Origin of the sequence: Pseudanabaena sp. CCNP1317, assembly GCF_034931345.1 — a bacterium.
GTDB classification, from domain to species: domain Bacteria; phylum Cyanobacteriota; class Cyanobacteriia; order Pseudanabaenales; family Pseudanabaenaceae; genus Pseudanabaena; species Pseudanabaena galeata.
Genome location: NZ_JAYGIF010000003.1, coordinates 74,412 through 96,917, shown reverse-complemented (window position 1 = coordinate 96,917; position 22,506 = coordinate 74,412). Strand labels below are relative to the sequence as shown.

32 protein-coding genes and 1 pseudogene are annotated in these 22,506 nt (G+C 42.6%); 17 read left to right on the top strand and 16 right to left on the bottom strand.

Annotated elements, in window-relative coordinates:
- Positions 1–137 precede the first annotated feature (137 nt).
- Both VB775_RS02125 and VB775_RS02120 read left to right on the top strand, forming a co-directional pair.
- On the top strand, positions 138–563 hold the full coding sequence (locus VB775_RS02125; protein ID WP_281005746.1) for a DUF29 family protein: 426 nt from the start codon (positions 138–140) through the stop codon (positions 561–563).
- A gap of 18 nt (positions 564–581) precedes the next feature.
- Entirely contained in the window at positions 582–1,037 is a 456-nt protein-coding gene (locus tag VB775_RS02120; RefSeq protein WP_281005745.1) for a DUF29 domain-containing protein, read from the top strand.
- Here the strand turns inward: VB775_RS02120 and VB775_RS02115 are convergent.
- Positions 1,029–1,637 carry a hypothetical protein gene (locus VB775_RS02115; RefSeq protein WP_281005744.1) on the bottom strand — a complete coding sequence of 203 codons (609 nt, stop codon included), beginning with the start codon at positions 1,635–1,637 and terminating at the stop codon, positions 1,029–1,031. The two genes, VB775_RS02120 and VB775_RS02115, sit on opposite strands and share 9 nt — an antisense overlap.
- Positions 1,638–1,712: 75 nt before the next feature.
- On the opposite strand from VB775_RS02115, the gene sufC reads away from it, so the two are divergent.
- From sufC to VB775_RS02090, 5 genes are all read left to right on the top strand, one after another.
- On the top strand, positions 1,713–2,495 hold the full coding sequence (sufC, locus tag VB775_RS02110) for a Fe-S cluster assembly ATPase SufC (protein WP_190578021.1): 783 nt from the start codon (positions 1,713–1,715) through the stop codon (positions 2,493–2,495).
- The gene (gene sufD, locus VB775_RS02105) at positions 2,495–3,895 is read left to right on the top strand and encodes a Fe-S cluster assembly protein SufD (RefSeq protein ID WP_281005743.1); all 1,401 of its coding nucleotides are present in this window, start codon (positions 2,495–2,497) and stop codon (positions 3,893–3,895) included. The genes sufC and sufD overlap by 1 nt, the downstream gene beginning before the upstream one ends.
- 116 nt (positions 3,896–4,011) lie before the next feature.
- Positions 4,012–5,331, top strand: a complete 1,320-nt coding sequence (locus VB775_RS02100) for an AAA family ATPase (protein WP_281005742.1) — start codon at positions 4,012–4,014, stop codon at positions 5,329–5,331.
- Positions 5,328–5,930 (top strand): hypothetical protein, encoded by a 603-nt coding sequence (locus VB775_RS02095; protein WP_281005741.1) that lies wholly within the window; start codon positions 5,328–5,330, stop codon positions 5,928–5,930. Before VB775_RS02100 ends, VB775_RS02095 begins: the two co-directional genes overlap by 4 nt.
- Before the next feature lie 205 nt (positions 5,931–6,135).
- Positions 6,136–8,292: a transglycosylase SLT domain-containing protein gene (locus VB775_RS02090; protein ID WP_281005740.1), complete on the top strand. Its 2,157-nt coding sequence runs from the start codon at positions 6,136–6,138 to the stop codon at positions 8,290–8,292.
- Between the two features lie 224 nt (positions 8,293–8,516).
- On the opposite strand, the gene VB775_RS02085 is transcribed toward VB775_RS02090, so the two are convergent.
- From VB775_RS02085 to VB775_RS02065, 6 genes and pseudogenes are all read right to left on the bottom strand, one after another.
- Complete coding sequence (locus tag VB775_RS02085; RefSeq protein ID WP_281005739.1) at positions 8,517–9,791, bottom strand: efflux RND transporter periplasmic adaptor subunit; 1,275 nt, start codon at positions 9,789–9,791, stop codon at positions 8,517–8,519.
- A gap of 135 nt (positions 9,792–9,926) precedes the next feature.
- On the bottom strand, positions 9,927–10,913 hold the full coding sequence (gene chlG, locus VB775_RS02080; RefSeq protein WP_281005738.1) for a chlorophyll synthase ChlG: 987 nt from the start codon (positions 10,911–10,913) through the stop codon (positions 9,927–9,929).
- Between the two features lie 287 nt (positions 10,914–11,200).
- A pseudogene (locus tag VB775_RS26320) lies at positions 11,201–11,380 on the bottom strand (DUF3782 domain-containing protein); the annotation flags it as partial.
- A 120-nt stretch (positions 11,381–11,500) separates the two neighbouring features.
- Positions 11,501–11,758 (bottom strand): Txe/YoeB family addiction module toxin, encoded by a 258-nt coding sequence (locus VB775_RS02075; protein ID WP_281005737.1) that lies wholly within the window; start codon positions 11,756–11,758, stop codon positions 11,501–11,503.
- Positions 11,742–12,005, bottom strand: coding sequence for a type II toxin-antitoxin system Phd/YefM family antitoxin (locus VB775_RS02070; protein WP_281005736.1), 264 nt, complete (start codon positions 12,003–12,005; stop codon positions 11,742–11,744). The genes VB775_RS02075 and VB775_RS02070 overlap by 17 nt, the downstream gene beginning before the upstream one ends.
- A gap of 66 nt (positions 12,006–12,071) precedes the next feature.
- On the bottom strand, positions 12,072–12,299 hold the full coding sequence (locus VB775_RS02065; RefSeq protein ID WP_281005735.1) for an addiction module protein: 228 nt from the start codon (positions 12,297–12,299) through the stop codon (positions 12,072–12,074).
- Between the two features lie 299 nt (positions 12,300–12,598).
- On the opposite strand from VB775_RS02065, the gene VB775_RS02060 reads away from it, so the two are divergent.
- From VB775_RS02060 to VB775_RS02045, 4 genes are all read left to right on the top strand, one after another.
- Positions 12,599–12,856 carry a type II toxin-antitoxin system ParD family antitoxin gene (locus VB775_RS02060; protein ID WP_281005734.1) on the top strand — a complete coding sequence of 86 codons (258 nt, stop codon included), beginning with the start codon at positions 12,599–12,601 and terminating at the stop codon, positions 12,854–12,856.
- The gene (locus VB775_RS02055) at positions 12,856–13,152 is read left to right on the top strand and encodes a type II toxin-antitoxin system RelE/ParE family toxin (RefSeq protein WP_281005733.1); all 297 of its coding nucleotides are present in this window, start codon (positions 12,856–12,858) and stop codon (positions 13,150–13,152) included. Before VB775_RS02060 ends, VB775_RS02055 begins: the two co-directional genes overlap by 1 nt.
- A 173-nt stretch (positions 13,153–13,325) precedes the next feature.
- A complete protein-coding gene (locus VB775_RS02050; RefSeq protein ID WP_281005732.1) occupies positions 13,326–13,538 on the top strand; it encodes a hypothetical protein in 213 nt (70 codons plus the stop codon).
- 3 nt (positions 13,539–13,541) lie between these two features.
- Complete coding sequence (locus VB775_RS02045; protein ID WP_281005731.1) at positions 13,542–13,754, top strand: type II toxin-antitoxin system RelE family toxin; 213 nt, start codon at positions 13,542–13,544, stop codon at positions 13,752–13,754.
- Between the two features lie 61 nt (positions 13,755–13,815).
- Here VB775_RS02045 and VB775_RS02040 read toward each other — a convergent pair whose 3' ends face one another.
- The 3 genes from VB775_RS02040 to VB775_RS02030 are packed head-to-tail and all read right to left on the bottom strand — an operon-like array spanning position 13,816 to position 14,573.
- Positions 13,816–13,977, bottom strand: coding sequence for a hypothetical protein (locus VB775_RS02040; protein ID WP_281005730.1), 162 nt, complete (start codon positions 13,975–13,977; stop codon positions 13,816–13,818).
- A gap of 49 nt (positions 13,978–14,026) precedes the next feature.
- Complete coding sequence (locus tag VB775_RS02035) at positions 14,027–14,302, bottom strand: Txe/YoeB family addiction module toxin (RefSeq protein ID WP_281005729.1); 276 nt, start codon at positions 14,300–14,302, stop codon at positions 14,027–14,029.
- Entirely contained in the window at positions 14,277–14,573 is a 297-nt protein-coding gene (locus tag VB775_RS02030; protein WP_281005728.1) for a type II toxin-antitoxin system Phd/YefM family antitoxin, read from the bottom strand. Before VB775_RS02030 ends, VB775_RS02035 begins: the two co-directional genes overlap by 26 nt.
- A 13-nt stretch (positions 14,574–14,586) precedes the next feature.
- Here VB775_RS02030 and VB775_RS02025 point away from each other — a divergent pair, with 13 nt between their 5' ends.
- Positions 14,587–14,910: a hypothetical protein gene (locus tag VB775_RS02025; RefSeq protein ID WP_281005727.1), complete on the top strand. Its 324-nt coding sequence runs from the start codon at positions 14,587–14,589 to the stop codon at positions 14,908–14,910.
- Here VB775_RS02025 and VB775_RS02020 read toward each other — a convergent pair.
- Complete coding sequence (locus VB775_RS02020) at positions 14,870–15,196, bottom strand: type II toxin-antitoxin system HicB family antitoxin (RefSeq protein WP_281005725.1); 327 nt, start codon at positions 15,194–15,196, stop codon at positions 14,870–14,872. The two genes, VB775_RS02025 and VB775_RS02020, sit on opposite strands and share 41 nt — an antisense overlap.
- Positions 15,189–15,443 carry a toxin-antitoxin system, toxin component, HicA family protein gene (locus VB775_RS02015; protein WP_281005724.1) on the bottom strand — a complete coding sequence of 85 codons (255 nt, stop codon included), beginning with the start codon at positions 15,441–15,443 and terminating at the stop codon, positions 15,189–15,191. Before VB775_RS02015 ends, VB775_RS02020 begins: the two co-directional genes overlap by 8 nt.
- Before the next feature lie 15 nt (positions 15,444–15,458).
- On the opposite strand from VB775_RS02015, the gene VB775_RS02010 reads away from it, so the two are divergent.
- The 5 genes from VB775_RS02010 to VB775_RS01990 all read left to right on the top strand — a co-directional run bounded on the left by VB775_RS02010 (position 15,459) and on the right by VB775_RS01990 (position 17,055).
- Positions 15,459–15,599, top strand: a complete 141-nt coding sequence (locus VB775_RS02010; protein ID WP_281005723.1) for a hypothetical protein — start codon at positions 15,459–15,461, stop codon at positions 15,597–15,599.
- A gap of 35 nt (positions 15,600–15,634) precedes the next feature.
- Positions 15,635–15,967, top strand: coding sequence for a type II toxin-antitoxin system RelE/ParE family toxin (locus VB775_RS02005; protein ID WP_281005722.1), 333 nt, complete (start codon positions 15,635–15,637; stop codon positions 15,965–15,967).
- 9 nt (positions 15,968–15,976) lie between these two features.
- A complete protein-coding gene (locus tag VB775_RS02000; RefSeq protein WP_281005721.1) occupies positions 15,977–16,291 on the top strand; it encodes a helix-turn-helix domain-containing protein in 315 nt (104 codons plus the stop codon).
- A gap of 169 nt (positions 16,292–16,460) precedes the next feature.
- Complete coding sequence (locus VB775_RS01995) at positions 16,461–16,742, top strand: hypothetical protein (RefSeq protein WP_281005720.1); 282 nt, start codon at positions 16,461–16,463, stop codon at positions 16,740–16,742.
- Positions 16,726–17,055 carry a hypothetical protein gene (locus tag VB775_RS01990; protein ID WP_281005719.1) on the top strand — a complete coding sequence of 110 codons (330 nt, stop codon included), beginning with the start codon at positions 16,726–16,728 and terminating at the stop codon, positions 17,053–17,055. The genes VB775_RS01995 and VB775_RS01990 overlap by 17 nt, the downstream gene beginning before the upstream one ends.
- A 186-nt stretch (positions 17,056–17,241) precedes the next feature.
- Here the strand turns inward: VB775_RS01990 and VB775_RS01985 are convergent, their stop codons facing one another.
- The 4 genes from VB775_RS01985 to ctaD all read right to left on the bottom strand — a co-directional run bounded on the left by VB775_RS01985 (position 17,242) and on the right by ctaD (position 22,492).
- Positions 17,242–18,240: an HNH endonuclease gene (locus VB775_RS01985; protein WP_281005718.1), complete on the bottom strand. Its 999-nt coding sequence runs from the start codon at positions 18,238–18,240 to the stop codon at positions 17,242–17,244.
- Between the two features lie 144 nt (positions 18,241–18,384).
- Positions 18,385–19,896: a GMC oxidoreductase gene (locus tag VB775_RS01980; protein WP_281005717.1), complete on the bottom strand. Its 1,512-nt coding sequence runs from the start codon at positions 19,894–19,896 to the stop codon at positions 18,385–18,387.
- A gap of 315 nt (positions 19,897–20,211) precedes the next feature.
- Positions 20,212–20,826 (bottom strand): cytochrome c oxidase subunit 3, encoded by a 615-nt coding sequence (locus VB775_RS01975; protein WP_281005716.1) that lies wholly within the window; start codon positions 20,824–20,826, stop codon positions 20,212–20,214.
- Positions 20,813–22,492 carry a cytochrome c oxidase subunit I gene (gene ctaD, locus VB775_RS01970; protein ID WP_281005715.1) on the bottom strand — a complete coding sequence of 560 codons (1,680 nt, stop codon included), beginning with the start codon at positions 22,490–22,492 and terminating at the stop codon, positions 20,813–20,815. The genes VB775_RS01975 and ctaD overlap by 14 nt, the downstream gene beginning before the upstream one ends.
- Positions 22,493–22,506: the final 14 nt, after the last annotated feature.

The following is a 22,506-nucleotide window of genomic DNA, read 5'->3' as shown; positions in this document are numbered from 1 at the left end:
AGCTTTTAGTCTTTAGCTTTAGTGGATTTGATGATTAGCGGTTGGCTTTTAGTCTTCAGTTCTGATAAATACTTAGTCATACAATAAATTAAAGCTAACCGCTAAAAGCTAAAGGCTAAAAGCTAATAAAAAACAATATGGAAGAACTCATAGAACTGCGATCGCTAATTCAGAGAGGAGATACGCAATCTGCTCTGATGCTGATTGATGAACTAGAAGAGATGAGCAAAGACGATAAGATTAATAAAATTGAAAGTTATGCCGTGATTCTCTTGCTACATCTAATCAAGCAATCTGCCGAAAAGCGTTCTACAAGTTCTTGGGATGTATCAATTCGTAATTCTATATTCTCAATTCAACGCACAAACAAACGCCGTAAGGCTGGCGGAAATTATTTAAGCGATCGAGAACTTCAAGAAATTCTCGAAGAGGCTTATGATCGCGCCTTAGACAATGCTCGACTAGAGGCTTTTGGTGGTGCGTATGATGCGATCTCCCTTGGTAAAATGGTAAATCAGTCGGAAATATTGAAACGTGCGATGCAATTATTAACTACAGTTTAAAACTATGGAGGTGTGGAAATGCTCGCAAATCCTAAAATAAATCTTCAAACAGACTGGAAGATGATGGCTATTAACTCCCATTTTCAAACCGCAGAAGCTGCTCAAATTTTGCTCCAGCAGGGACAAACAGAGGAAGCAAAAGTCGCCCTGAATGCTCTAGTTGAGGCAATGTCAAGATCAGAACGTCAAGCTCTTAAAAGTCAATTAACTCGCTTAATGATGCATATCATTAAGTGGCAAACCCAACCAAATAAGCGTAGTCGGAGTTGGATTGTTTCTATTCTTGATGCTCGTGATGCGATCGAGGAAAGTCAAGAAGAGATGCCTAGTCTCAATCGTGAGTTTATCGAATCGCTTTGGGAGCAGGCTTTGATCAAAGCAAATCGCAAAGCCGAAGCTGAGATGAATTGCAAATCGAGTATTTCTTCGCTAACGTGGAAAGAAGTTTTTGAAGATGATTATTTATTAGACTAGATCTGGTTTACACATCCATGCCAAAGCATTAAGCAACCAATCTACAGGAGGAACTACATATTCTTCTAAATCTATAGTCAAATTTTGTTCTTTTAACTGTAAAAATATCCAACGGTTACCGCTAGTGACACAGCCAAAAATAGTGTCAATAGTATTCTCTCTGCCTAGGTTAAATCTTTGGGCGGCAACCATTTCAGCAATACATTGACCTAAACCTGATTTTAAGTCATCCTTTTTCGCTTCCACGATCGCAACCACAGGAGATTCCACAAAAAGTTGTTCGGTTGAGCGACTAATCAAGAAGTCACAAACCCCATTTAAACCAATGCTTTCATCAACATTAAACTCTTCTCCTGAAAAAAAGCTGATCTGACGATGAAGCTGTTTTCTAACTTCAAATAGAATCGGCGAAATAATTAATTCCGATCGCGCTTTTTCTGATCCCATTGCGATCGCCAAAGGAATGCTTTCCTGTAGGAATTCAATCAGGTTGGTGCTAGGGGTAATTACATCTAAGTTAGGCAAAAATCTTACCCCTTCCACAAAATTGAGATTTAATTCTTCCTTGGCTTTGCGTAACGTAAAAGCACTGTAAGACATAGTTTCTCGCTCTTCTCATGCCAATATCTGTCCACTACATATTACAATATTAAATAGCTGTTAAGAGAAACATAGATGATTGTTGAAAATAGTGAAGTAATTTTATCGGTCAAAGATTTGACTGCGGAAGTGGATGGAGTCCAAATTCTTAAGGGACTAAATCTCGAAATAAAGGCTGGTGAAGTCCATGCAATTATGGGGCCCAACGGCTCTGGTAAAAGTACCTTCTCCAAGGTATTAGCGGGACATCCTGCCTATACCGTCACAGGTGGTGAAATTTGGTATAAGGGTAAAAATCTCTTAGATTTAGAACCTGAAATTAGATCTAGAGAAGGAATATTTTTGGCTTTTCAATATCCACTGGAAATTCCAGGGGTAACTAACTCTGATTTCTTGCGTTTGTCCTATAACAATTTGCGAAAGCACAAGGGCTTAGAAGAGTTAGATATTATTGATTTTGATGACTTTATTCAAGAAAAGTTGGAAATTGTAGAAATGAATCCTAGCTTTTTGAGCCGTAGTGTCAACGAAGGATTTTCGGGTGGCGAAAAGAAGCGCAATGAAATCTTGCAAATGGCAATTCTTGACCCTACTTTAGCGATTCTGGATGAGACTGATTCAGGGCTAGATATTGACGCTTTGCGGATTGTGGCGGGTGGTGTGAATAAGCTTTCCACACCTCATAACTCTTCACTAGTAATTACCCACTATCAGCGCTTGCTCAATTACATTATTCCTGACTTCATCCATGTTATGGAAAATGGCAAGATCATCTTGACTGGTGATAAAGACTTAGCGTTAGAGCTAGAAGAGAAGGGCTATGACTGGCTCAAAGAAGAAGAGGCGGTGTTGGCATAATGGCTATTCAAGTTTCTGAACAATTGGAAGATCAAGTAGAATTTAAGGGTGCGTTAAGTACGCGCAGTAAATTGGCTGTAAATAGCGAACAATTTGTAGCTCAAGTTGTGGCGCTAAGTTCCGATATTGCTAGTACCGACAAGGAAACTAGTGATTTTGTGGGCAAACTGCGTCAATTGGCTAGCGATCGCCTAGAAGCCCTTGCTTTCCCCACCACTAAAGATGAAGAATGGAAATATACTGATGTTTCCGCTTTGGGGAGTTTGACTTTTGCCAATCAACAAGCGATCGCTTCCCGTAGTGCTAATCTTGAAGCCTTAATTGCCAATAACATTGCACCAGAATCCTTAGGAAATTGTCTGGTATTTGTAAATGGAAAGTATCGTAAGGATTTATCCGATGCTAGCAATGTAACTGAAGGCTTGGTTATTGGCACATTAGCCACTCTTGGCGATCGCATTTTGCCGAAGTTGCGATCGCACCTCGCGCAGCATCCCGATGCTAATGATTATTTTGCGAGTCTCAATACAGCTTGCATGGAAGATGTCGCCATTATTCTCGCCCCTAAAAATTTGGTGGTTGAGAATCCTGTACAGTTGATTTTTATCTCTGCTCCCCCAGTAGGCGCATCAACTTTAATTACCCAACCTCGTTGTTTGGTAATCGCGGAATCCCATAGCGAATTGACCTTTGTGCAAACCTTTGTGGGTGAGAATCATCAAGCCTATTTCACTAATGCGGTGACGGAAGTTTGGCTAGCGGAAGGCGCTCAGGTCAATCACACGAAGGTCCAAAGACAAGGTAATGAAGCGATTCATATCAATACCACCGCGATCGCTCAAGCTAAGAATAGCGTCTATAAAAATCAATCGATTAGCTTTGGCGCAAAAATTTCGCGTCAGAACTTGATTGTGCAACAGATGGCAGCACAGACAGAAACTTCGCTGACGGGGCTAGCTTTTCTTGATGGAGAACAGCTTGCCGATACTCATTCTGTAATCTCTCATAACTATCCGCACGGATCGAGCAAGCAACTGCATAAATGCATTGCCGATGGACGTTCCCATGCGGTTTTTAATGGCAAAATTCAAGTTGCGAAGCTGGCTCAACAAACAGATTCCGCACAGCTAAGTCGTAATCTGTTGCTATCGGGCAAGGCTCGAGTAGATACTAAACCGCAGTTAGAGATTTTTGCGGATAATGTCAAATGTGCTCACGGTGCAACGGTTAGCCAATTGGATGCGGACGAGATCTTCTACTTACAAAGTCGGGCGATCGATGCTGAAAGTGCGGCGAATTTGCTCACCTATGCCTTTGCAACAGAGGCAATTTCACAAATACCTGTTGTATCAATCCAGCGATCGCTTAGTAATTTTGTGTTGGAGAAAACGAAGGCTTAATTAAATGTAGGATGCGTTAGTGCAACGTAACGCATCAATTAGTTGGCAATGATGGGTTACGCTATCGCTAACCCATCCTACTTTTAATTCCACCAACTTACTTATTGAGTATTTCAATGCTAAAGAGTTTGCGTTTAGAAAATTTTAAAAGTTTTAAAAATGCCGAGCTTTCGCTTGGAGATTTGACAGTTTTAGTTGGGACAAATGCTTCAGGCAAAAGCAATATTCGTGATGCTTTTCGTTTTTTGCATGGTATTTCGCGAGGTTACAGCATTGCTGAAATCATTGGTGAGAAATATGGTGAAGGTGGGGTGCTGCAATGGCGGGGTATTCGTGGTGGAACAAAGGAAATAACTTATTGTGGGGCTGATTCTTTTGCGATCGCTATTGCTTTTTCCATCCATGATGGCGATACAGAATATGACTTGGGCTATTACATAAAAATAAAATTAGACAATGCTGCTCCGTTCCCATATATCTCTTTGGAAAAGCTTACTTGCACACAAAAAAAGCATCCACTTTTTGATGCAAATTCTATGAGTATATTATTAGCCAACTCGACCTCTATTCGTTTTTATGACAATTGGGAAAGCCGTCATGTTGATGATTTGAATAAAATTAATATAGCTAGATCTGACTTAGTGTCGAATTATATTCCTGCACTTTTTCAGCTTGCGACAGGAGTTAAGCCGCAAAGTATATCTAATGATGAGGATTTTAATATACCAACCACGAAAAAGTTTTGTGAACTTGCCTTAAATGCCATAAGTGACATGAGGTTTTTGGAGCTTAGTCCAGATTTGATGAGGTTCCCAACTTTTGCGGGACAAAATACTTTAGGCGATCGCGGTGAAAATTTGTCATCGGTCATGTTGGATATTTGTCGTGACGAAACCCATAAGGCGATTTTATTGGATTGGTTGCAATCTTTAACTCCAATGGATGCAAAAGATTTTGACTTTCCAGAAGACTTTACTGGCAAAGTTCTACTAAGAATTGAAGAGGCAAGCGGACAAAAAACAACTGCTTATAGCGCATCCGATGGAACTTTACGATTTTTGGGACTATTGGCGGCGCTTTTGGGGAATCAGCGATCGCGCTTTTACTTTTTTGAAGAACCTGAAAACGGCATTCATCCCAATCGGTTAAGCTTGCTGTTACAGCTTATGCAGCAAGAAGTCTCGAACGGCTCGATGCAAATTGTGATTACAACTCACTCACCGCTTTTGTTGAATTTCTTAAGCCCTGAAAGCCTCGAATATGCTTCTTTAATGTATCGAATTGGCGATCGCACCGAGTCACGCATAACCAAAATTATGGACATTCCCAACGCTAGAGAACTTGTCGCTAATGAAGGCTTATCGAGTTTACTAGATTCGGGATGGCTAGAAGATGCCATGTACTTTCTCGAAGATGAAGAGGTGCAGGACGCATGAATGTTCTGATTATTCTGGAAGATTTTGTCAATGATGAGAGTATGGTACTACCGATTGTCAGAGCGATGATGACAGCGATCGGTAAGCCAAAAGCAAAAATTACCGTCTGCAAAAATCCACGCCTCCGAGGTCATGCTGAAGCCCTGCGATGGGAAAAGATTCAAGAAATTTTGCTAAGATATGGCGGTATGACCGACTTGTTTTTGGTGTGTGTTGATCGAGATGGCAATGAAGATAGACGGGCAAAACTTGATGGACTTGAAAAAAGAGCGCAAGAATTTTTAGCTGAGAACTATCAAAGCCCGAAAAAATTTATAGGTGAAAATGCTTGGCAAGAGTTAGAAGTATGGGTTTTAGCAGGATGTAGTGATCTTCCCAGAGATTGGAATTGGTCAGATATTCGTGCTGAGAGGAAATCTAAAAAAGGATATTTTGTGCAATTTGCCGAACAAAGATCGCTATTAACAGCAAGATGTCAAGGTAGAGGAATTCTCGCAGAGGAAGCGGCTAATCGTTATGATCGCGTTCGGAAACTATGCCCTGAAGATATTGGGAATTTAGAAACAAATATTAAAGTATGGCTAGTCAGTAATAATTAGAGTAGAAGCGTCGCCCAGATAACGATTGTGTCGGTGCAGCGATCGCTTAGTAACTTTGTGCTTGAGAAAACCAAAGCATAAAAACATAAAATAAAAAAGAAGCGACGCAAAGCGTCGTTTCTTTTCATGCTAAAAGTGCTATAAGTCAACCTGTGAAAAATGTTAGGATGCTCAGCATCAAGAACGTATCGGGATGAGAAAATTAATGCGTTGGTCTATCGTGCTTATGCTCAGTGCTACATTAGCAGGAGCTAGCGCCCCACTAATTACCGCCTCTTCAGAGTCTGATCTGACGTTGAATGCGAGCCTAGCCAATAACCGAGACAGCAAATCCTTTGATCCACTAACCTATACCCCTATTGATCAGAGACTTGCCAAACTAGAAACGCAGGCGAAACAGCAAAGTTCTGGTAATACCGATATTGACCGTGTTCGCGCTCGGATGGTGATTGCGGATATTCATCTCAACAACCGCAAGCCCCGTGAAGCGATCGCCGCCCTTGATAAATTGGAAACAGAATATCCAATTTTGGCTGATTACGTTCTACTCAAACGTGCACAGGCGCAAACCCAACTCCGCGATCTCCCATCGGCAACCGCAACTTGGCAACAAATTTTAGCTAAATTCCCTGATAGCCCTGTGTCCGCCGAAGCGATGTTTGCCCTTGGACAAAATCAACAGCTTTTACAAAAATTTCCTGCCCATCCCCGATCGCAACAGGTCGCATTGCGCCTACTCGCCCAAACACCAAATCGAGTTGATCTGATGGCGCATCTGGCGACTTATTTTAGTGATTCTAAAGAGATTGTGCCAATCTTAAATCGTCTGGTGGCGAGTTCACCATCACTCACCGCCGATCAATGGTGGGCGATTGCTGAGGGCTATTACAATAATTTTGAATTTGGCAAAGCTGCCAATGCTTACAGTCGCGCCACAGTCAATCCCAGTACTGCTTACAATTATGCGCGTAGTCTCCATCGGGGTAAACAAATTGATGCGGCGATCGTTGCTTATAATCGCGTTGTTCAGCAGTTTCCCAAAAGTCCCCAAGCACCTCGTGCTTTAATTCGGATTACCCAGATTGCCTCGCCCCAAGCAGCGATCGCCGCTACGGATCGCATTGTCGCCAATTATCCTGATACCGCAGGGGAAGCCCTAGGGATTAAGGCTGCAATTTTGCAAGATAAACTTGGAAGTCCTAAAGCAGCCAGTGATGTTCGCAATCTATTGTTAAATCGCTATGGCAGTAGCAATGATGCGGGAGAATTGCGTTGGCGCATTGCCAAGGGGCAAGCAAGAAGTGGACAAATCAAGAATGCGATCGCCACAGTTGACGCATTGATTGCCAATAGTCCTAACAGTGACTTCACTGCGGAGGCAAGTTTTTGGGCTGGTAAATGGGCAAATAAAATTGGTGATAAAGCTAAAGCTAAGACGTTATTTGAGTTTACCATCCGTCAACATCCTGATTCTTACTATGCGTGGCGATCGGCAAGTTCGCTTGGTTGGAATGTTGGTACTTTTACCACAGCAAGGTATGTTGCACCCGCGATCGCTTTACCCAGTGCCAGACAGCCTTTGCCTGCGGGATCAGCCAAATTGCAAGAGCTATATATTCTCGGTCTAGATCGGGATGCGCGATCGCAATGGTTAACGGAATTGCGGGGTAAGCGTAATCTGGAACCCAAGGAAATCTTTACGGATGGCGTATTACGAGTTGCCAATCAAGATAATCTGATGGGTATCAGAACTCTCGAAAGTCTGAATTGGATTGATGTTTCCGATGCTCAAAAAGCAGAAATAGTGCAACTGAAGCAGCATCCTGCTTATATCCATTCTCTCTATCCATTCCATTATTGGGATTTAATTTCTAACTGGGCTAATGAACGTAAACTTTCCCCAGCCCTAGTCATCGGCTTAATGCGCCAAGAATCTCGCTTTGAGGCACAAATTCGGTCTCGTTCTGGAGCGATCGGCTTGATGCAAATCATGCCAGATACAGGTTCATGGATTGCTAGCAAAAAGGGCGTGAATAGCTACAACCTTGATCGACCAGAAGATAACATCAGTTTTGGAACTTGGTATCTAGACTATACCCATGGTCGCTATGGCAATAACTCGATGCTGGCGGTGGCAAGCTACAATGCAGGTCCAGGAGCAGTGGGTAGATGGGTGGAAGCAAGGGGCGTAGGTGATCCCGATGAGTTCGTAAATAGTATTCCCTATGACGAAACTAGAGATTATGTATCCAAGGTTTTAGGTAACTATTGGAACTATCTCCGTTTGTATTCTCCTTCTGTCCAGCAACAGATGATGGCTTTAGAACCGTCTAAAAATCTCAATGCCAACTCTAAGTTTTAATAACTGATGTTACGCAAAATGCAGACGATGAATCTATTGCCGCTAGACAAGCAGGGCAACCACGGGGGGATTGCCCCTACCTGAATAATTCATGTTCTGTAGGGGCTGCGCCCCCGTGCCAGCCCCAAACCTCCGCTATCGCAAGAATTCTATCTGCGTAAGGTGAGTTAATAAGTTTAATAAGCCTTTTGTAAATCAAAAAGCCTCGCAAAGCGAGGCTTTTTTTATTGCTTAGGAGCATCAGGTAATGGTGCGATCGGCGCTCCATTTTGTAATTGCAGAATACCTGACACCACAATCTTGTCGTTAGGCTTTAAGCCTTCTAATACCTCTTGCTTATTGCCAGTGATTTTCCCTAGTTTGATCGGTTTTTGGTTAGCGACCAATTGCGTTTTACCATTAGCGGAATTGTTTTCTGCTACAAAGATAAAGTCTTGACCGCCAAGACGTGAAATAGCGGAGGTTGGTACTAACACACCAGAACGCGAAGCCCAAATCAATCGCGCCCTCACAAACTGATTAGCTTTTAGTTGATTAGTTCCATTATTAAAATTAGCCTTTACCAAAACTGATTGGGTTTGTGGATTAATACTTGGTGAAATAAAAGCCACATTCCCTTTGACTATAGGCTTATCCTGAGCATCCAAAAGCTCCACAGATTGCCCCATCTTCAAACGTGGTGCATTTTCAAGGGGAACCGAAATCTGTACTTCTAAAACTTGATTTTGGGTAACCGTTGTTAGCTGTGTGGCGCTGTTCACATTATCACCAACCTTGATGGGAATATCGCCAACAATCCCCGCAAAGGGAGCAGTCACGGTATAAAAATCTAGTTGCACTTCTTCTTGTATAGCACCAGCACGAGTTTCTTCGATTCTAGTAGCAGCACTATTAATACTCGCTTGTTGAGCATTAATCTGAGCATCGATTTGACCTAGCTCCGCCCTTGCATTTCTCAGACTATTTGCAACTTCATCAAGTTTTTGTTTGGCTGTCGCCCCTTCTTGGGTCAATTTAGAAAAGCGCTCAAATTCCTTTTGATTAAAATCGACACTGGATAAAATTGATTCTTTACGGGCGCGTAGTTGAGCTAGTGTTGCTCTGGCACTTTCAAAATCTGCTTGAGATGTTGCCACGGCAGCTACCGATCGCTGGACAACGGCTTGCTGCCTAGCGGGATCAATCCGTAAAATTGGCGCACCAGCTTCCACGCGATCGCCTGCCTTAACAAAAATTTCCTGCACATAGCCATCGACTCGCGGCTGCAACGTTACCGATTGGCGTGATTGCAAATTTGCCACATAATCAGAGCTATCTGTAACTATGCCTGATTCTACAGGGGCGATCGGTACAGGAACAGCGCCAAATCCACCACCTTGAGGAGCATTCGCCGAGCAAGAAACTAGCAAAGTACCGATCACAGCGACTAAGCTCTTGCTCAATGATTTATCTAATTGGTTATTTGACAATTGCTGTTTTCGGACTTTATGGTTAATCATGAATATTGGCAAGTTTTCTCTGATGTGTCGGTTCTCTTTGCATACAGATGATATGCAACATTCAGCATCACTAAATCACCCTGTAGGGGCTATTTTCTTCAAAGCATAAAGGGACGCTTAGCGTCCCTTTATGCTTTAGATACCAGCATGTCCCATCGCAATCCCTGCGACTAACATCCCAATTACCAGAAATGGTTGAGCGCTAGCCTGATATTTCACATCATTCTTGAGGGGATCACGCAGGAAGTACATATCTTGGAATGTAATTTGCGGAATCACTAACAGCACAATCAAACTTGCTAGTAATTGTTCGCCAACGGTAACTAAATAAACAGCAATGCCAATTTGGAAGACATCGATCGCCGTTGCTGAGATTAAGGCAGCTTTCTGCACCCCAAACATCACTGGCAAAGATTTTAATCCCAATTCGCGATCGCCTTCCACACTCTTAAAGTCATTGACAACAGCGATTCCTAAGCCCGCAAGACTATAGAACAGTGTCACGACTACCACTGTCCAGTTGAGAGTGCCATAAAGCGCATGACCTGCCCACCAAGGTAGAGCAATATAACTTGCCCCAAGAGCATAGTTGCCCAGCCATCCATTTTGCTTGAGCTTCAAAGGTGGTGCTGAGTAGATGTAGGCAACCAATGAGCCACCCAGCGCTAATTTGGTCATGATAAAGTCCGTATGACCAGCCGTGATATCCAGAATTGCGGCGACACCAATACCACCAAGCAGCAAAACCCAAATCTGAGCAATGACTTGATTGAGGGGAATTGCTCCCGATGGAATCGGACGATAGGGTTCGTTAATTGCGTCGATTTCGCGATCGTAATAGTCATTGATTGTCTGGGTATAGCCTGTCAGTAGGGGCCCTGACATGAGCATACAAAGTAGCGATCGAAATACATTTTCAACTGACCATGCAAACTCACCAGAGGAGGCTGCGCCGCAGAGTACGCCCCACATTAGGGGTATCCATGTAATCGGTTTCATCAATTGCAAGCGGATCTTCCAGATCGAAGCTTCTTTAATGTCCGCACCTTTCATTCCGAGCATTTGGCGGGTACGGGCTTCGCGAGACTCGCTCGCTGGTACGTCAGGGGTTGGGGACGACATATTTACAAAAATTTATAGACTTGGGGTTGATTATAGCCCGTAGTAATACTTAGTCGATCGCCATACCACGCTAATGCAAGCGAATAAGCTATGACATAATAATTTGAGTAGGTTTGCTGTTGTTTACCGATGATAAACGCGACTTACATTCCACTAGGACTAACTCAGTGTTATAGCTATAGCCACCTGTATCAGGACAAACTCAAAACCCAAATAGTGTGAGGCGGCGCGAAGCGCCGCCTCACACTATTTGGGTTTTATGTCCTAACAAGAATGTCGACAGCTATATCGATAGCTCGTATAACAATTTCCACCGCAAATCCTTGATGCTTAGTTCTGGCTCGAAACTTCTTTTACGTCAATACTTTTTTGGGGGATAAGCGTAATACCGCAGGCTCAACTAACACATCAACAAAACGTCCCCATCTTGTGGTGAGTGTTTCAACAGTTTTGGTAGTTCGATCTACCAGCGATCGCTTGAAGAATGACAATATTCACACAAAAACTTGGCTCTTTGTCTTATTTGGAGTCTTATTGCTGTAGGATTGCCATGTGAAATTTAGGATTCGCTCAAAAAGCGATCACTGCTATTCATAATGTGACCACACAGAAACAACTCTAATGGTTTTAGTTTCTTCATTGATGGCATAAACCAATCGATGTTTGATATTGATGCGTCTTGAGAAATATCCTTTCAAGTTGCCTGAAAGTTTCTCATAGGGAGGTTCATAGGGATTCTGCTTGAGGATTTCTAGTAGAGATTTGAGGTTTGAGTCCAAATTGGCAGACTTCAACTTTTTAGCATCCTTAATCACATTTCGACTAAATTCAATCTTCCATTCCATTCAATGCTCCTAAAAATTCATCTTCAGAAACCCACTCATCCAATTGTTCGGCGGATTTAATTGACTCAACTAAATTAGGAATAGATTGAAGATAGAGAGTTTCCTGTATGCTCTCCCAATCAGATTTAGACAGCAATACCGCATCACCTTGCCGACTCGTAATAATTCTTGGTAAATGATCTTTGTTAACCTGTTCGACTAAGCTGAACAAGTTGGCTCTCGCTTCACTCGCATTAAGAATTTTCATTAATACACTTAAACTTGTACAATTTATCGTACCACTTTTTTCTGCTAATTACACATTTGTAGACTCTTAGCCATTTCTTTGATGACTACGGATTCTTGCTTTTACTGAATCCCAAGAACTTGCTAAATTAGGATTTTGGGAGTGAGATAGTTTTCTTTTAGCTAGTTCTTCTTTTTGCCAGTCTAGTACAGGAATATTTGCTGGTTGAGTTGCAATGTTATCCCATAAGTCCTCAAGAAGCTGTAGCTTTTCTGAAAGTCCTAGCTCAAAAATTGGTGCAAATTCTACTGTCATAACTGTAAGTCTATGTAGAAGTAATAGGCTTATTTTACTGCAAAAACAAAAAATGTGTGACAGGATAACACGATCGCCAAATCCACACACAAAACGCGATCGCCCAATCATCCCCCCACAAAAACGCGGTCGCCCAATCCCTCCCTAAAAAACGCGATCGCCCCACCACTCACAAAAACACGATCGCCCAATCCCCATCCCAAAAATGCGATCGCTCAATAAATTTGATAACAGTTATTGCTATTTACTGTTATTACAGCGAGAATATTGATATCAAGATTATTTAGAGGACTAAACTTATGAATGTGTCTCTAACGCCTGAGCTAGAGAGCTTTATACAGGGAAAGGTTAGTACTGGCTTGTACTATTCTGCTAGTGAGGTTGTGCGTGAGGGTTTGAGATTATTGCAAGAACGGGATCAACTTCAGCAGTTGCGTTTGCAGGAGTTACGTCAAGATATTCAGGCGGGTTTAGATAGTGGTGATGCTACGCCTCTTGATATACAGGCAGTGAAGGCAACGGCACGTCAGCGCAAGCAACAGAAGCAGGTGCAATAATGGCAATCATTCTGAAGCGTCCGCTTGCTGAGTTGGATTTGCTGGATATTTGGGATTATATTGCCGATGATAGTCCAGATAGAGCGGATGATTTTTTAGATCGAATAGAAAGTAAGTTGTTGACTTTGGCTCAGAATTCAGGTTTGGGACGGAAAAGACCAGAGTTATTGCCAGATTTACGGAGCTTTCCTATCGGTAATTATGTTGTGTTTTATCAGCAGATTGAGGGTGGTATTGATGTAATTCGGTTGCTTCATGGTTCAAGGGATATTGAGCAAGTATTTAAACAGAACTAATGTATAGCGATCGCCCAATCATCTTCTCACCAAAAATATGATCGCCCAATCACCCACCCAAAACGCGATCGCCCAACCACTCACCAAAAACGCGATCGCCCAATCACCTCACAAAAAAAACGCTATCTAAAAATTGTTATAATCATCAATATATTTGATCGTTGGTAGAAACTATGCAAGTAAAAGACTTGACTGTAGAGCAACTACAAACTTTAATCCGTAATACTGTGGATGAACGTTTGGATGAGTACTTTAGCGATCCTGATCAGGGGAAAGAAATCAAAGAATCATTCATGCAGAGTTTGCTAAACATACAAAAAAAACGGATGGAGGGAAGATCTACTATTCCAGCATCAGAAGTATACAAAAGATATGGAATAGATTAATAAATGGCTTATTCAGTAAGTTTTGAACCAGAGTCTATAGATGATCTAGATGAAATTTCTCAGGTTGTGCGTGTACGAATCCTGAAGAAAATTCAATGGTTGAGCGCTAATTTTGAGAAGATTTCACCTCTGCCATTGACTGGTCAGTGGTCTGGATTTTATAAATTGAGGGTAGGAGATTATCGAGTCATTTATGAATTTGATGTAGAAAATTAGTTAATCTTCATTGCTAGGGTTGGGCATCGCAGGGAAATTTATTAGAGTCAGATAGATCGCCTCACAAAAAACGCGATCGCCCAATCATCCCCCACAAAAACGTGATCGCCCAATCCACACACACAAAACGCGATCGCCCATTCACCCCCACCAAAACGCGATCTCCCAACCACTCACAAAAAACGCGATCGCCCAACCAATCACCAAAAACGCGATCGCCCAATCATCCACAAAAACGCGATCTCCCACTCACTCACTAAAAACGCGATCGCCTAATAGTGATAACGAGCTTGAAGAAACTCAATGCGATCATCTTTAACGCGATAGACCATTCGATGTTCTTGAGTTAATCTTCTTGACCATGTGTTTTCACCAATATATTTGAGAGGTTCAGGCTTGCCAATTCCCTTAAATGGATCATCAAGAATAGATTCAACTAGTTCCATCGCTCGAATAGCAATTTTACGATCCGTATTCACCCAATACACTAGGTCTTGCCTGAATTGTGACACAAAGACAGCATCACGCAGTTTCTTTGGTACTGGCAAGTCCCACCTCCTGACTGAGTTGATTCAAAGTTTTCGGCAAAACTGTTCTCGAATCCGCTTCTTCTAAAGCTTCAAATAAACGGATTGCATTTTTAGGGGATTTGAGTAAATGCAAAGTCTCGAGCAAACTTGATAGCTCTTTAGCTGAGATCACTGCAACATTTTCGCGATCGCCACGTTCCAAAATGACAAAGTTATTTTCTGCAATCACGCGATCGCAAATTTCTGAGAACTGATTAAGTGCTTGCTCGTATTTGATAGTAAGACTCATACGCCATCACAAAATGTACAAATTTATCTTCAAACATATTATATCGCTGATTTTTGAGAAAAAAGTACAATGCGATCGCCCAATCATTCACAAAAAACGATCGCCCAACCACCCACCAAAAAACACGATCGCCCAACCATCCACTAAAAACGCGATCGCCCCATCACTCACCAGAAAATACGATCGCCCAATCACCTACACAAAACGCGATCGCCCATTCACCCCCACCAAAACGCGATCGCCCAATCCCTCACAAAACACGATCGCCCAACCTCTCACAAAAAAAGTAACAAATATCAGCCTGCGAGTTTTTGACTCATATAACGATTTAAGCTAACGTTTTCTTCTGCGGCTTCCATTGCTAATCTGCGATGAAGAGATGGAGGAATGCGAACTTGAAGTTTACCGCTATAGACCTTTTCGGCTATTGGTTCTGGAATCTTTTCTCCATTTGCTTCCATATCTGTTACTACATCTTTGACCAGATTTGTAATACCTTCGAGAGCCATCGAACGATCCTCATCAAGATAAGACAAACTAGGAAACTCTGCACATAATCCTGCGAATTCTTGATCTTCAACTGACCAAGTAATTTTATAGCTGTAGTGTTCATGGTTAATCATCTTTCATTTCCTCAATTTTTTCGATCGCTGCTAATACTTGTTTAACTTGATAAACTTTTGCTTTGCCATTCTTTTCTTGAATGTTATCGCGAGGGTCGCCTTGCCAAGGGGTTTTGTAGACACAATGACTCGTCCCTTGCTGTCGAGGCTCTCCAAAGTAATGATTGCAAACTTTTACTAAATCAGTGAAGTTAACATTTTGAGAATTCCTTTTTAGCTGAGCAACTATTTTTTCTACTTGTGCCATAAGGTTAGGTTTATAGTGAATATTAGTATCAATATTAATACTATGTCAAGCGATCGCCCAATCCCTCAAAAAACGCGATCGCCCAACCCACCACCAACAAAAATGATCGCCAAATCACCACCAAAAAGTACAACGCGATCGCTACAACAGAATTAATCCATGCTAATATATCAGATATGATATAGAACGATATGGGAAATCAAAGTAAACCTTTAGTTTGGCTGCATGGTCAGGTTAAAACTCCACCTTTCAGTCAAGAAATACGAGTGGAAACTGGTGTTCTGCTCAGGCAATTGCAGCAAGGTGTATCTATTGGATTGCCCCATTCTCGTCCGATGCCAAGTATAGGAGAGCGCTGTCATGAGTTACGAATTCGCGATGCAGAGAAAAACTGGAGAATCATTTATCGAATTGATGATGATGCAATTTTGATTGTGGAGGTTTTTAATAAATCCACGAGAACGACACCTAAAAATGTGATTGATATTTGTAAAAAGAGACTTAGTAAATATGATACTGATTAGGAGAATATGATGGATCAAGCTAAAAGAGAGCGTTTAGAAGCTAAGGGTTGGAAGGTTGGATCGGTTTCAGATTTTTTGGCTTTAACTGCTGAAGAGTCTGTTTTAGTTGAGATTAAACTGGCGCTTAGTCAAAATCTAAAGGAGCGTCGGCAAAAGATAATGACTCAAAGTGAGCTTGCTTCTAAAATGAGTTCTAGTCAGCCTCGGATTGCTAAGGCGGAGAATGGTGATGCTTCTGTTTCTATTGAGTTATTGATTAGGGCGATGTTGGCAACTGGTGCTACGCCTCAAGATATAGGTCAGGTTATTGCTGGAGTAGGGTAAGGCGATCGCCCACCAACCAAAATACGATCGCCCAACCACCCACAAAAACGCGATCGCCCAATCATCCACAAAAAACGAGATCGCCCAATCACCCGCCAAAAACGAGATCGCCTATAGTTATTAAGCTAGGATAGAATACTTACAAGGATCGATTTGAAGAGGTACTTAGGTGAAGACAAAAGGCATAACTAAGCGCGTCACAGTTTCTTTAACGTCTGATGTTTTTAGTAGTTTACCCTCACAGGGGCGGATGAGTTGGTTGCGGGAGGCGATCGCGGAGAAGTTGCAACGGGAAAATCGATTGGCTTTACGTTCTGCTGAGTCTAAGGCAATTGATCGCATTGCTACACCTATTAAGGATGAGGAGTGGGTGACGATGGGAACTCTAGATGAGGAGTTTGATTTGGAACAGGTGAATAGGGAGATTAAGTTGCGTGGCTATACGCGCTAAGTATTTTTTGCAGATGCATCCGCTTGTGATAGCAGAAGATTTGCCAATTTTGCCGATGGTTTTGAGGACTGATTTTGAGGGTTTGTTCAAGCCGATTTTGCAGTCATGCCCTGATACAGGTGGGATTTTGAGTTGCCATAAGTTAAAGGGTGATTTGCGTGGTTATTATGCTTTGAAAATTCCCTTTGATGATGCAGAATATAGGCTGGTCTATCGGATTTTTGAAAAGCCTGCGCCGAAAAGAGTAAGGGTGATTAGTTTCGATATTCATGATCCTGCTTATGCGAAGGCGACAGAAAGGGTGAGGGGTTGAGTTGTATTTTATAAACGCGATAAGCCCCACCACTCACCTTAAAAAAACGATCGCCTAACCACCCACAAAAACGCGATCGCCCAACCACCCACCAAAAACACGATCGCCCAATTCCCACAAAAAAGCCCGATCGCCCAATCATCCCCCCACAAAAACGCGATCGCCCAGATTGCCAGTAAAATGCTGTTATTTGGTAGCTTCTAACAACACTTTGATTTCTTCAATACTAAAAGGTGGAGAACGGCGATGAATCATTGCATGACAATTTGGGCAAACAGGACGTAAGTCTTTAATGGGATCGACATTGTATTCTTCTGCAATCTCTGAAATAGGACGTAAATGATGAACATGAATAAAGCCTTCACCTAATTGTCCAAACGATTTACCAAAATTAAAACCACAAGCCGAGCAATCTGAACCATAGTAGTTAATACATTTTTGACGAGCTTTCAGATCTCGTTCATAAGCATTAACTGAAACTTGACGCACTGCACCTTCTCGAAATGTTTCCTCTGCATTCACTTCTTCAGGAAAAATCATTACATTTAATGAAGACCAATATTCTTGAGAGAGAAATTCATAAGCCTCATTAATTTCTGATTCTGATACATTCCCTAACTTCAAGCCAAAGCGATAGCCCAAATTGTTCCATGTGAGAACTTTAGCTAACTTCTCATCAGTATATTCTCGGCGCTGTGAAGTTGCATTTTCCCACCCGATTTTAAACTGTGCCATTCTTCTGTTATCGGGAGGACTACGATCATCTTTCACATAAACTAATTCATTGAAAATAGTTGAATAAATAGATTGATTAGATAACTCTTTGGTGCTGTTTGCGATCCATCCTAATATTTCTAGAGCCTCAGAAACTTCAGGTCTTAATATCCAATGCCACTCTTTATTTCGCTTTTCAAATGTAACCAATGTTCCTAATTTATCAGGTCCCGAATTGTAATCCAATAGTTCACCAACTAAACCAGCTAAACGCCCATAAATCATGTTTGCTGCTCCATAATGCTTGTACCCCATAGCTTGAGCAAGTTGTTTTGCTGTTATTGTTTTCTCGTATGCATGGTAATGGGTTTGGAGTATTTTGAGATGAGTATCTGTCAGGTTATTTATTGCCCGAAAAGCAGTGATGTATTGATTAACTGTTGGCACTTTGGTTGAAGATAATGTTTGCATAATCTAGGTTTAACAAGGCATTTCACTGTAAAGATAACGTAAATAGAGCAGCTTAAAGCTTGATTCTAAATCATCAGGATGCTTAGCTAGTCTGTCTATACTTTTCTGGCTAAACACCCTATTTAACAAAAGCAAAAAAACTAACTATTTCAACCTCTCAGCTAACCGATCGCCTACTCTTAGAGCATTAGCAATAATCGTCAAAGCAGGACTCACTGCCGCATTAGAAGGAAAGAAACTGCCATCGACAACGTAGAGATTATCAAGATCGTGGGCGCGGCAATCGCGATCTAAAACGGAAGTTAAAGGATCATCGCCAAAACGACAGGTTCCGCATTGATTGGCGACCACTTGCAACGGTGACTCAGAACGGGGATGCATAAAACCAGTGCGAAAGCCATCTAGAGACTTTTCGATATTTTTTAAAACATCAGTCCAGCGATAAATTAGGCGATCGTGGGCTTCCATATTGTTGGGATTGTAATCGATATGGATTTTGTTATTTTCCCAACGCACGCGATTATTCGAGTCTGGTAAATCTTCCGTTTGCGCCCACCAGCCGATGGAATGGGTGGCTAACTGCTTCAGTCCGAAGTTGGGCATAAGCCTCGCCACAATGGAAAATACAGGGGGAGATTCGGCAAAAATGATGTCGGTGAGTAGTCCACCAGAGTTCTGGATATGTCCCATTGGATAGGGGAAATCCGCATCACCCCAATAGAAATCATTGACATAAATAGACTTTTGGAAGGAGCCGTTATTGGGCTTAGTGCTGAGTTGGACGACTGATGACAGCAGGCTTTTCATCAAATTCCGTCCCACTTGATCGGAGCTATTGGCAAGTCCTTTGGGATGGGAATCATTTGCCGATCGCAACAGCAATGCCGCCGAATTGATTGCACCACAGGCAAGCACGACGATATCGCCTAAAAAGAGATAGGACTGTCCGCCCACTTCCGCTTCTACTCCCTTCACCGATCGCCCCGATGGATTGGTATGTAAAGCGATTACTTTGGCTTGGGTTTTCAAGGTGACATTTGCCGATTTCAAGGCAGGGACAAGGCAGCTTTCTTCAGAATCGCTAGTGGGGTCATCCTCTTGACGGGTCAAGCCGAGGGGAATTGTCGATGGATGCAAACCTTGATTAGCGATCGCCTCATAGATCTTCTGCATCTCAGGCTCATGACTAACCGCAGCATAGGGGTATTCAGCGCTGTGAGTTGGTTCGGTACTATCAGTTTGTGCATCACCATGTACCTTATATAGATTTTCTGCTTCGGTGTAATAAGGCTCAAATTCGTCATACTTTACGCACCATTCTGGCGAAATTCCCGCTTGATGAGTGACTGCTTCAAAGTCCTTCTCGCGCCGCCGCAATAGAGCCGCCCCATAGATTTTGGTATTCCCACCGATCGCATAGTTAGTCTGTGGTGAAAATGGCTCGCCTGTGTGGTCATACCATTGTTCAGGCGCATGATAGCGATCGCGCTGAAAGATATCGATATTGCTTCGATTCTGTTCTTCGAGAGGCATAAAATCACCGCGATCGAGAATCAGAATTTTCTTTCCTGTGGAAGCTAGTTTATAGGCAAGGGTTCCGCCCCCTGCTCCAGTTCCCACAATAATCACATCATAATAATGGTCATCAATAATCATCGCGTTCTCCTCTTTGGAATAAATAATTTAGAAATAGAAAAACAACCATAAAACAATCACAAAACAACTGTAGGGGCAGAGCATTTGCGCCACAATTTTCAAACTCTCCACAAAAACCTTAATCCGCAAATGCTCTGCCCTCTTCGCTTTCACCAATAAATTATCCCTGCGTTGAAAAATTTTGAAAATTATTGCGTTACGCTGTTTTGGCTCTTGGGTCTACGTTGCGAGGTTTTGGGCAAAGCATTCCCAAATAAAGGGGATCTAAGAATTTATAGATTGGGGTGGGAATGCTATGCCCCTACAGTTATATTTTTATTGCCAGACGTAAATTAGAATAAACAACGCAATCCAGATCACATCGACAAAATGCCAGAACAGTGAAGTGGATTCGACTCCGAATTCTCCTTTGGCGTAATTATCAGGAAAGAACGATCGCACTAGCATGATTAACTGCAACAGCACACCCGTTAAAACGTGCAGACCATGAAAGCCAGTCAGCAAATAGAAACTACCACCAAACACGCCATCACCGAAGCCAAAGGCTAAGCCACTCCATTCCACTGCTTGACCGTAAAGGAAGTAACTACCCATAGCGATCGTGAGTAGCCAGAAGGCTCGAAAGCCCCAAAGCTGCTTTTTATGGAGAAATTTCTCAGCGATGTAGATGGTGAAACTACTGGAAACCAGAATCACGGTGTTAATCGCAGGTTCCCGAATTTCTAAGCCTGTGACTCCATCAGGCAGCCAATTGAGGGAAGTAGTTTTATAGACAATATAGGCAGCGAAAAAGCTCAGGAAGATAACGCTTTCGGAAAGTAGGAATACCACAAAGCCGAATAGCCGATTATCGGGATGCTCACTATGGGCGGATTCGTGGGTGATTTCCAAAATAGGATTGTCACTAACAGAAGTATCAACTGGTTGCATGATTTATCTCCAACTTATCAGGATTAGAAACTAAGGGTTCATCTTTGCCATAGCCGTAGGGTTCCGAAATTACAATCGGTAACTCCTCAAAGTTTTCATGGGATGGAGGCGAAGAAATAAGCCATTCCAAACCGATCGCCCGCCAAGGATTTTTGGGAGCTTTTTCACCCTGTACCCAAGAGCCAATCATATTGAGCAAGAATGGCAATGTCGATACTCCCAAGAGAAAGCCACCTAAACTAGCGATCACATTCCAGAAGGCAAACTCTGGATCGTAGGAGGCAACGCGACGAGGCATTCCCTGCAAACCGAGGGGATGCATCGGAAAGAAACAGGCATTCGTACCGATAAAGGTGAGGATAAAATGCAGTTTCCCTAAACCTTCGGAATACATTCTGCCTGTCATTTTGGGGAACCAGTGATAAAGGGCGGCATAGATTCCCATGACCACCGCGCCGTAAATTACATAATGGAAATGTCCGACCACAAAGTAAGTATTATTCACATGAATATCGACGGGAACAGAAGCAAGCATGATGCCCGTGATTCCTGCGAATACGAACATCACCATCGCTCCCAATCCAAATAGCATCGCTGTATTTAGCTTGATTTTGCCACCCCAGATCGTTGCTACCCATGCGAAAACCTTGATCCCCGTTGGTACAGAAATCAACATTGTCGTCGCCATAAATAGCATCCGCATCCAGCCAGGCGTGCCACTGGCAAACATATGATGCACCCACACAATGCCACTTAATCCCGTAATGATTAGCGAAGATACCGCCACGACTTTGTAACCAAAGAGAGGCTTACGCGCATAAACAGGGAAAATTTCTGAGAAGATCCCAAACACTGGCAAAGCAATCACATAGACGGCAGGATGGGAATAGAACCAGAAAAAATGTTGAAAGAGAATGGGATCGCCACCTTTAGCGGGATCGAAAAAGCTCGTTCCAAAGGTCAAGTCAGACAAGAGCATCACGGCTCCTGCGGTGAGGGCTGGCAATCCAAATAACTGAATAATCTGGGCGGCAAGCACTGTCCAGACAAATACAGGCATTTTGAACCAAGTCATGCCCGTAGTTCGCATTCGGAAAATCGTGGTTACGAAGTTAATCGCACCCATAATTGAGGAAACGCCCGAAATGGCGACTGCAACTAACCAAAGGAACTGACCGTTAACAATATTCCCCGTAGGATTTTGCAAACTCACAGGCGGATAAGCCCACCAGCCCGATTGTGAAGATCCCCCAGGCACAAAGAAGCTTGCCATCAGGATTACTCCAAATACAGGAACCATCCAAAAGGCAACGGCATTTAACTTAGGGAAAGCCATATCACGAGCGCCAATCATCAATGGCACTAGGTAATTAGATATTCCTAAAAGTACGGGAAATGTCCAGAGAAACAGCATGATCGTGCCATGCATCGTGAACATGGAGTTATACACAGCGCGATCGACGAGATCCGATTCAGGCGTAATCAGTTCACCCCTTATCACCATTGCTAAAACACCACCGATGAGAAAGAAGAAAAAGGAAGTAACAATATATTGAATCCCAATCACTTTATGATCGGTACTAAATCCAAAAAATCGCCGCCAGTCTTCGGGTTGCTCAGACTGAGGTGGAAGATCGGCGATCGCATCAATAGAAATGTTTGCCATGATTTATGAATTGA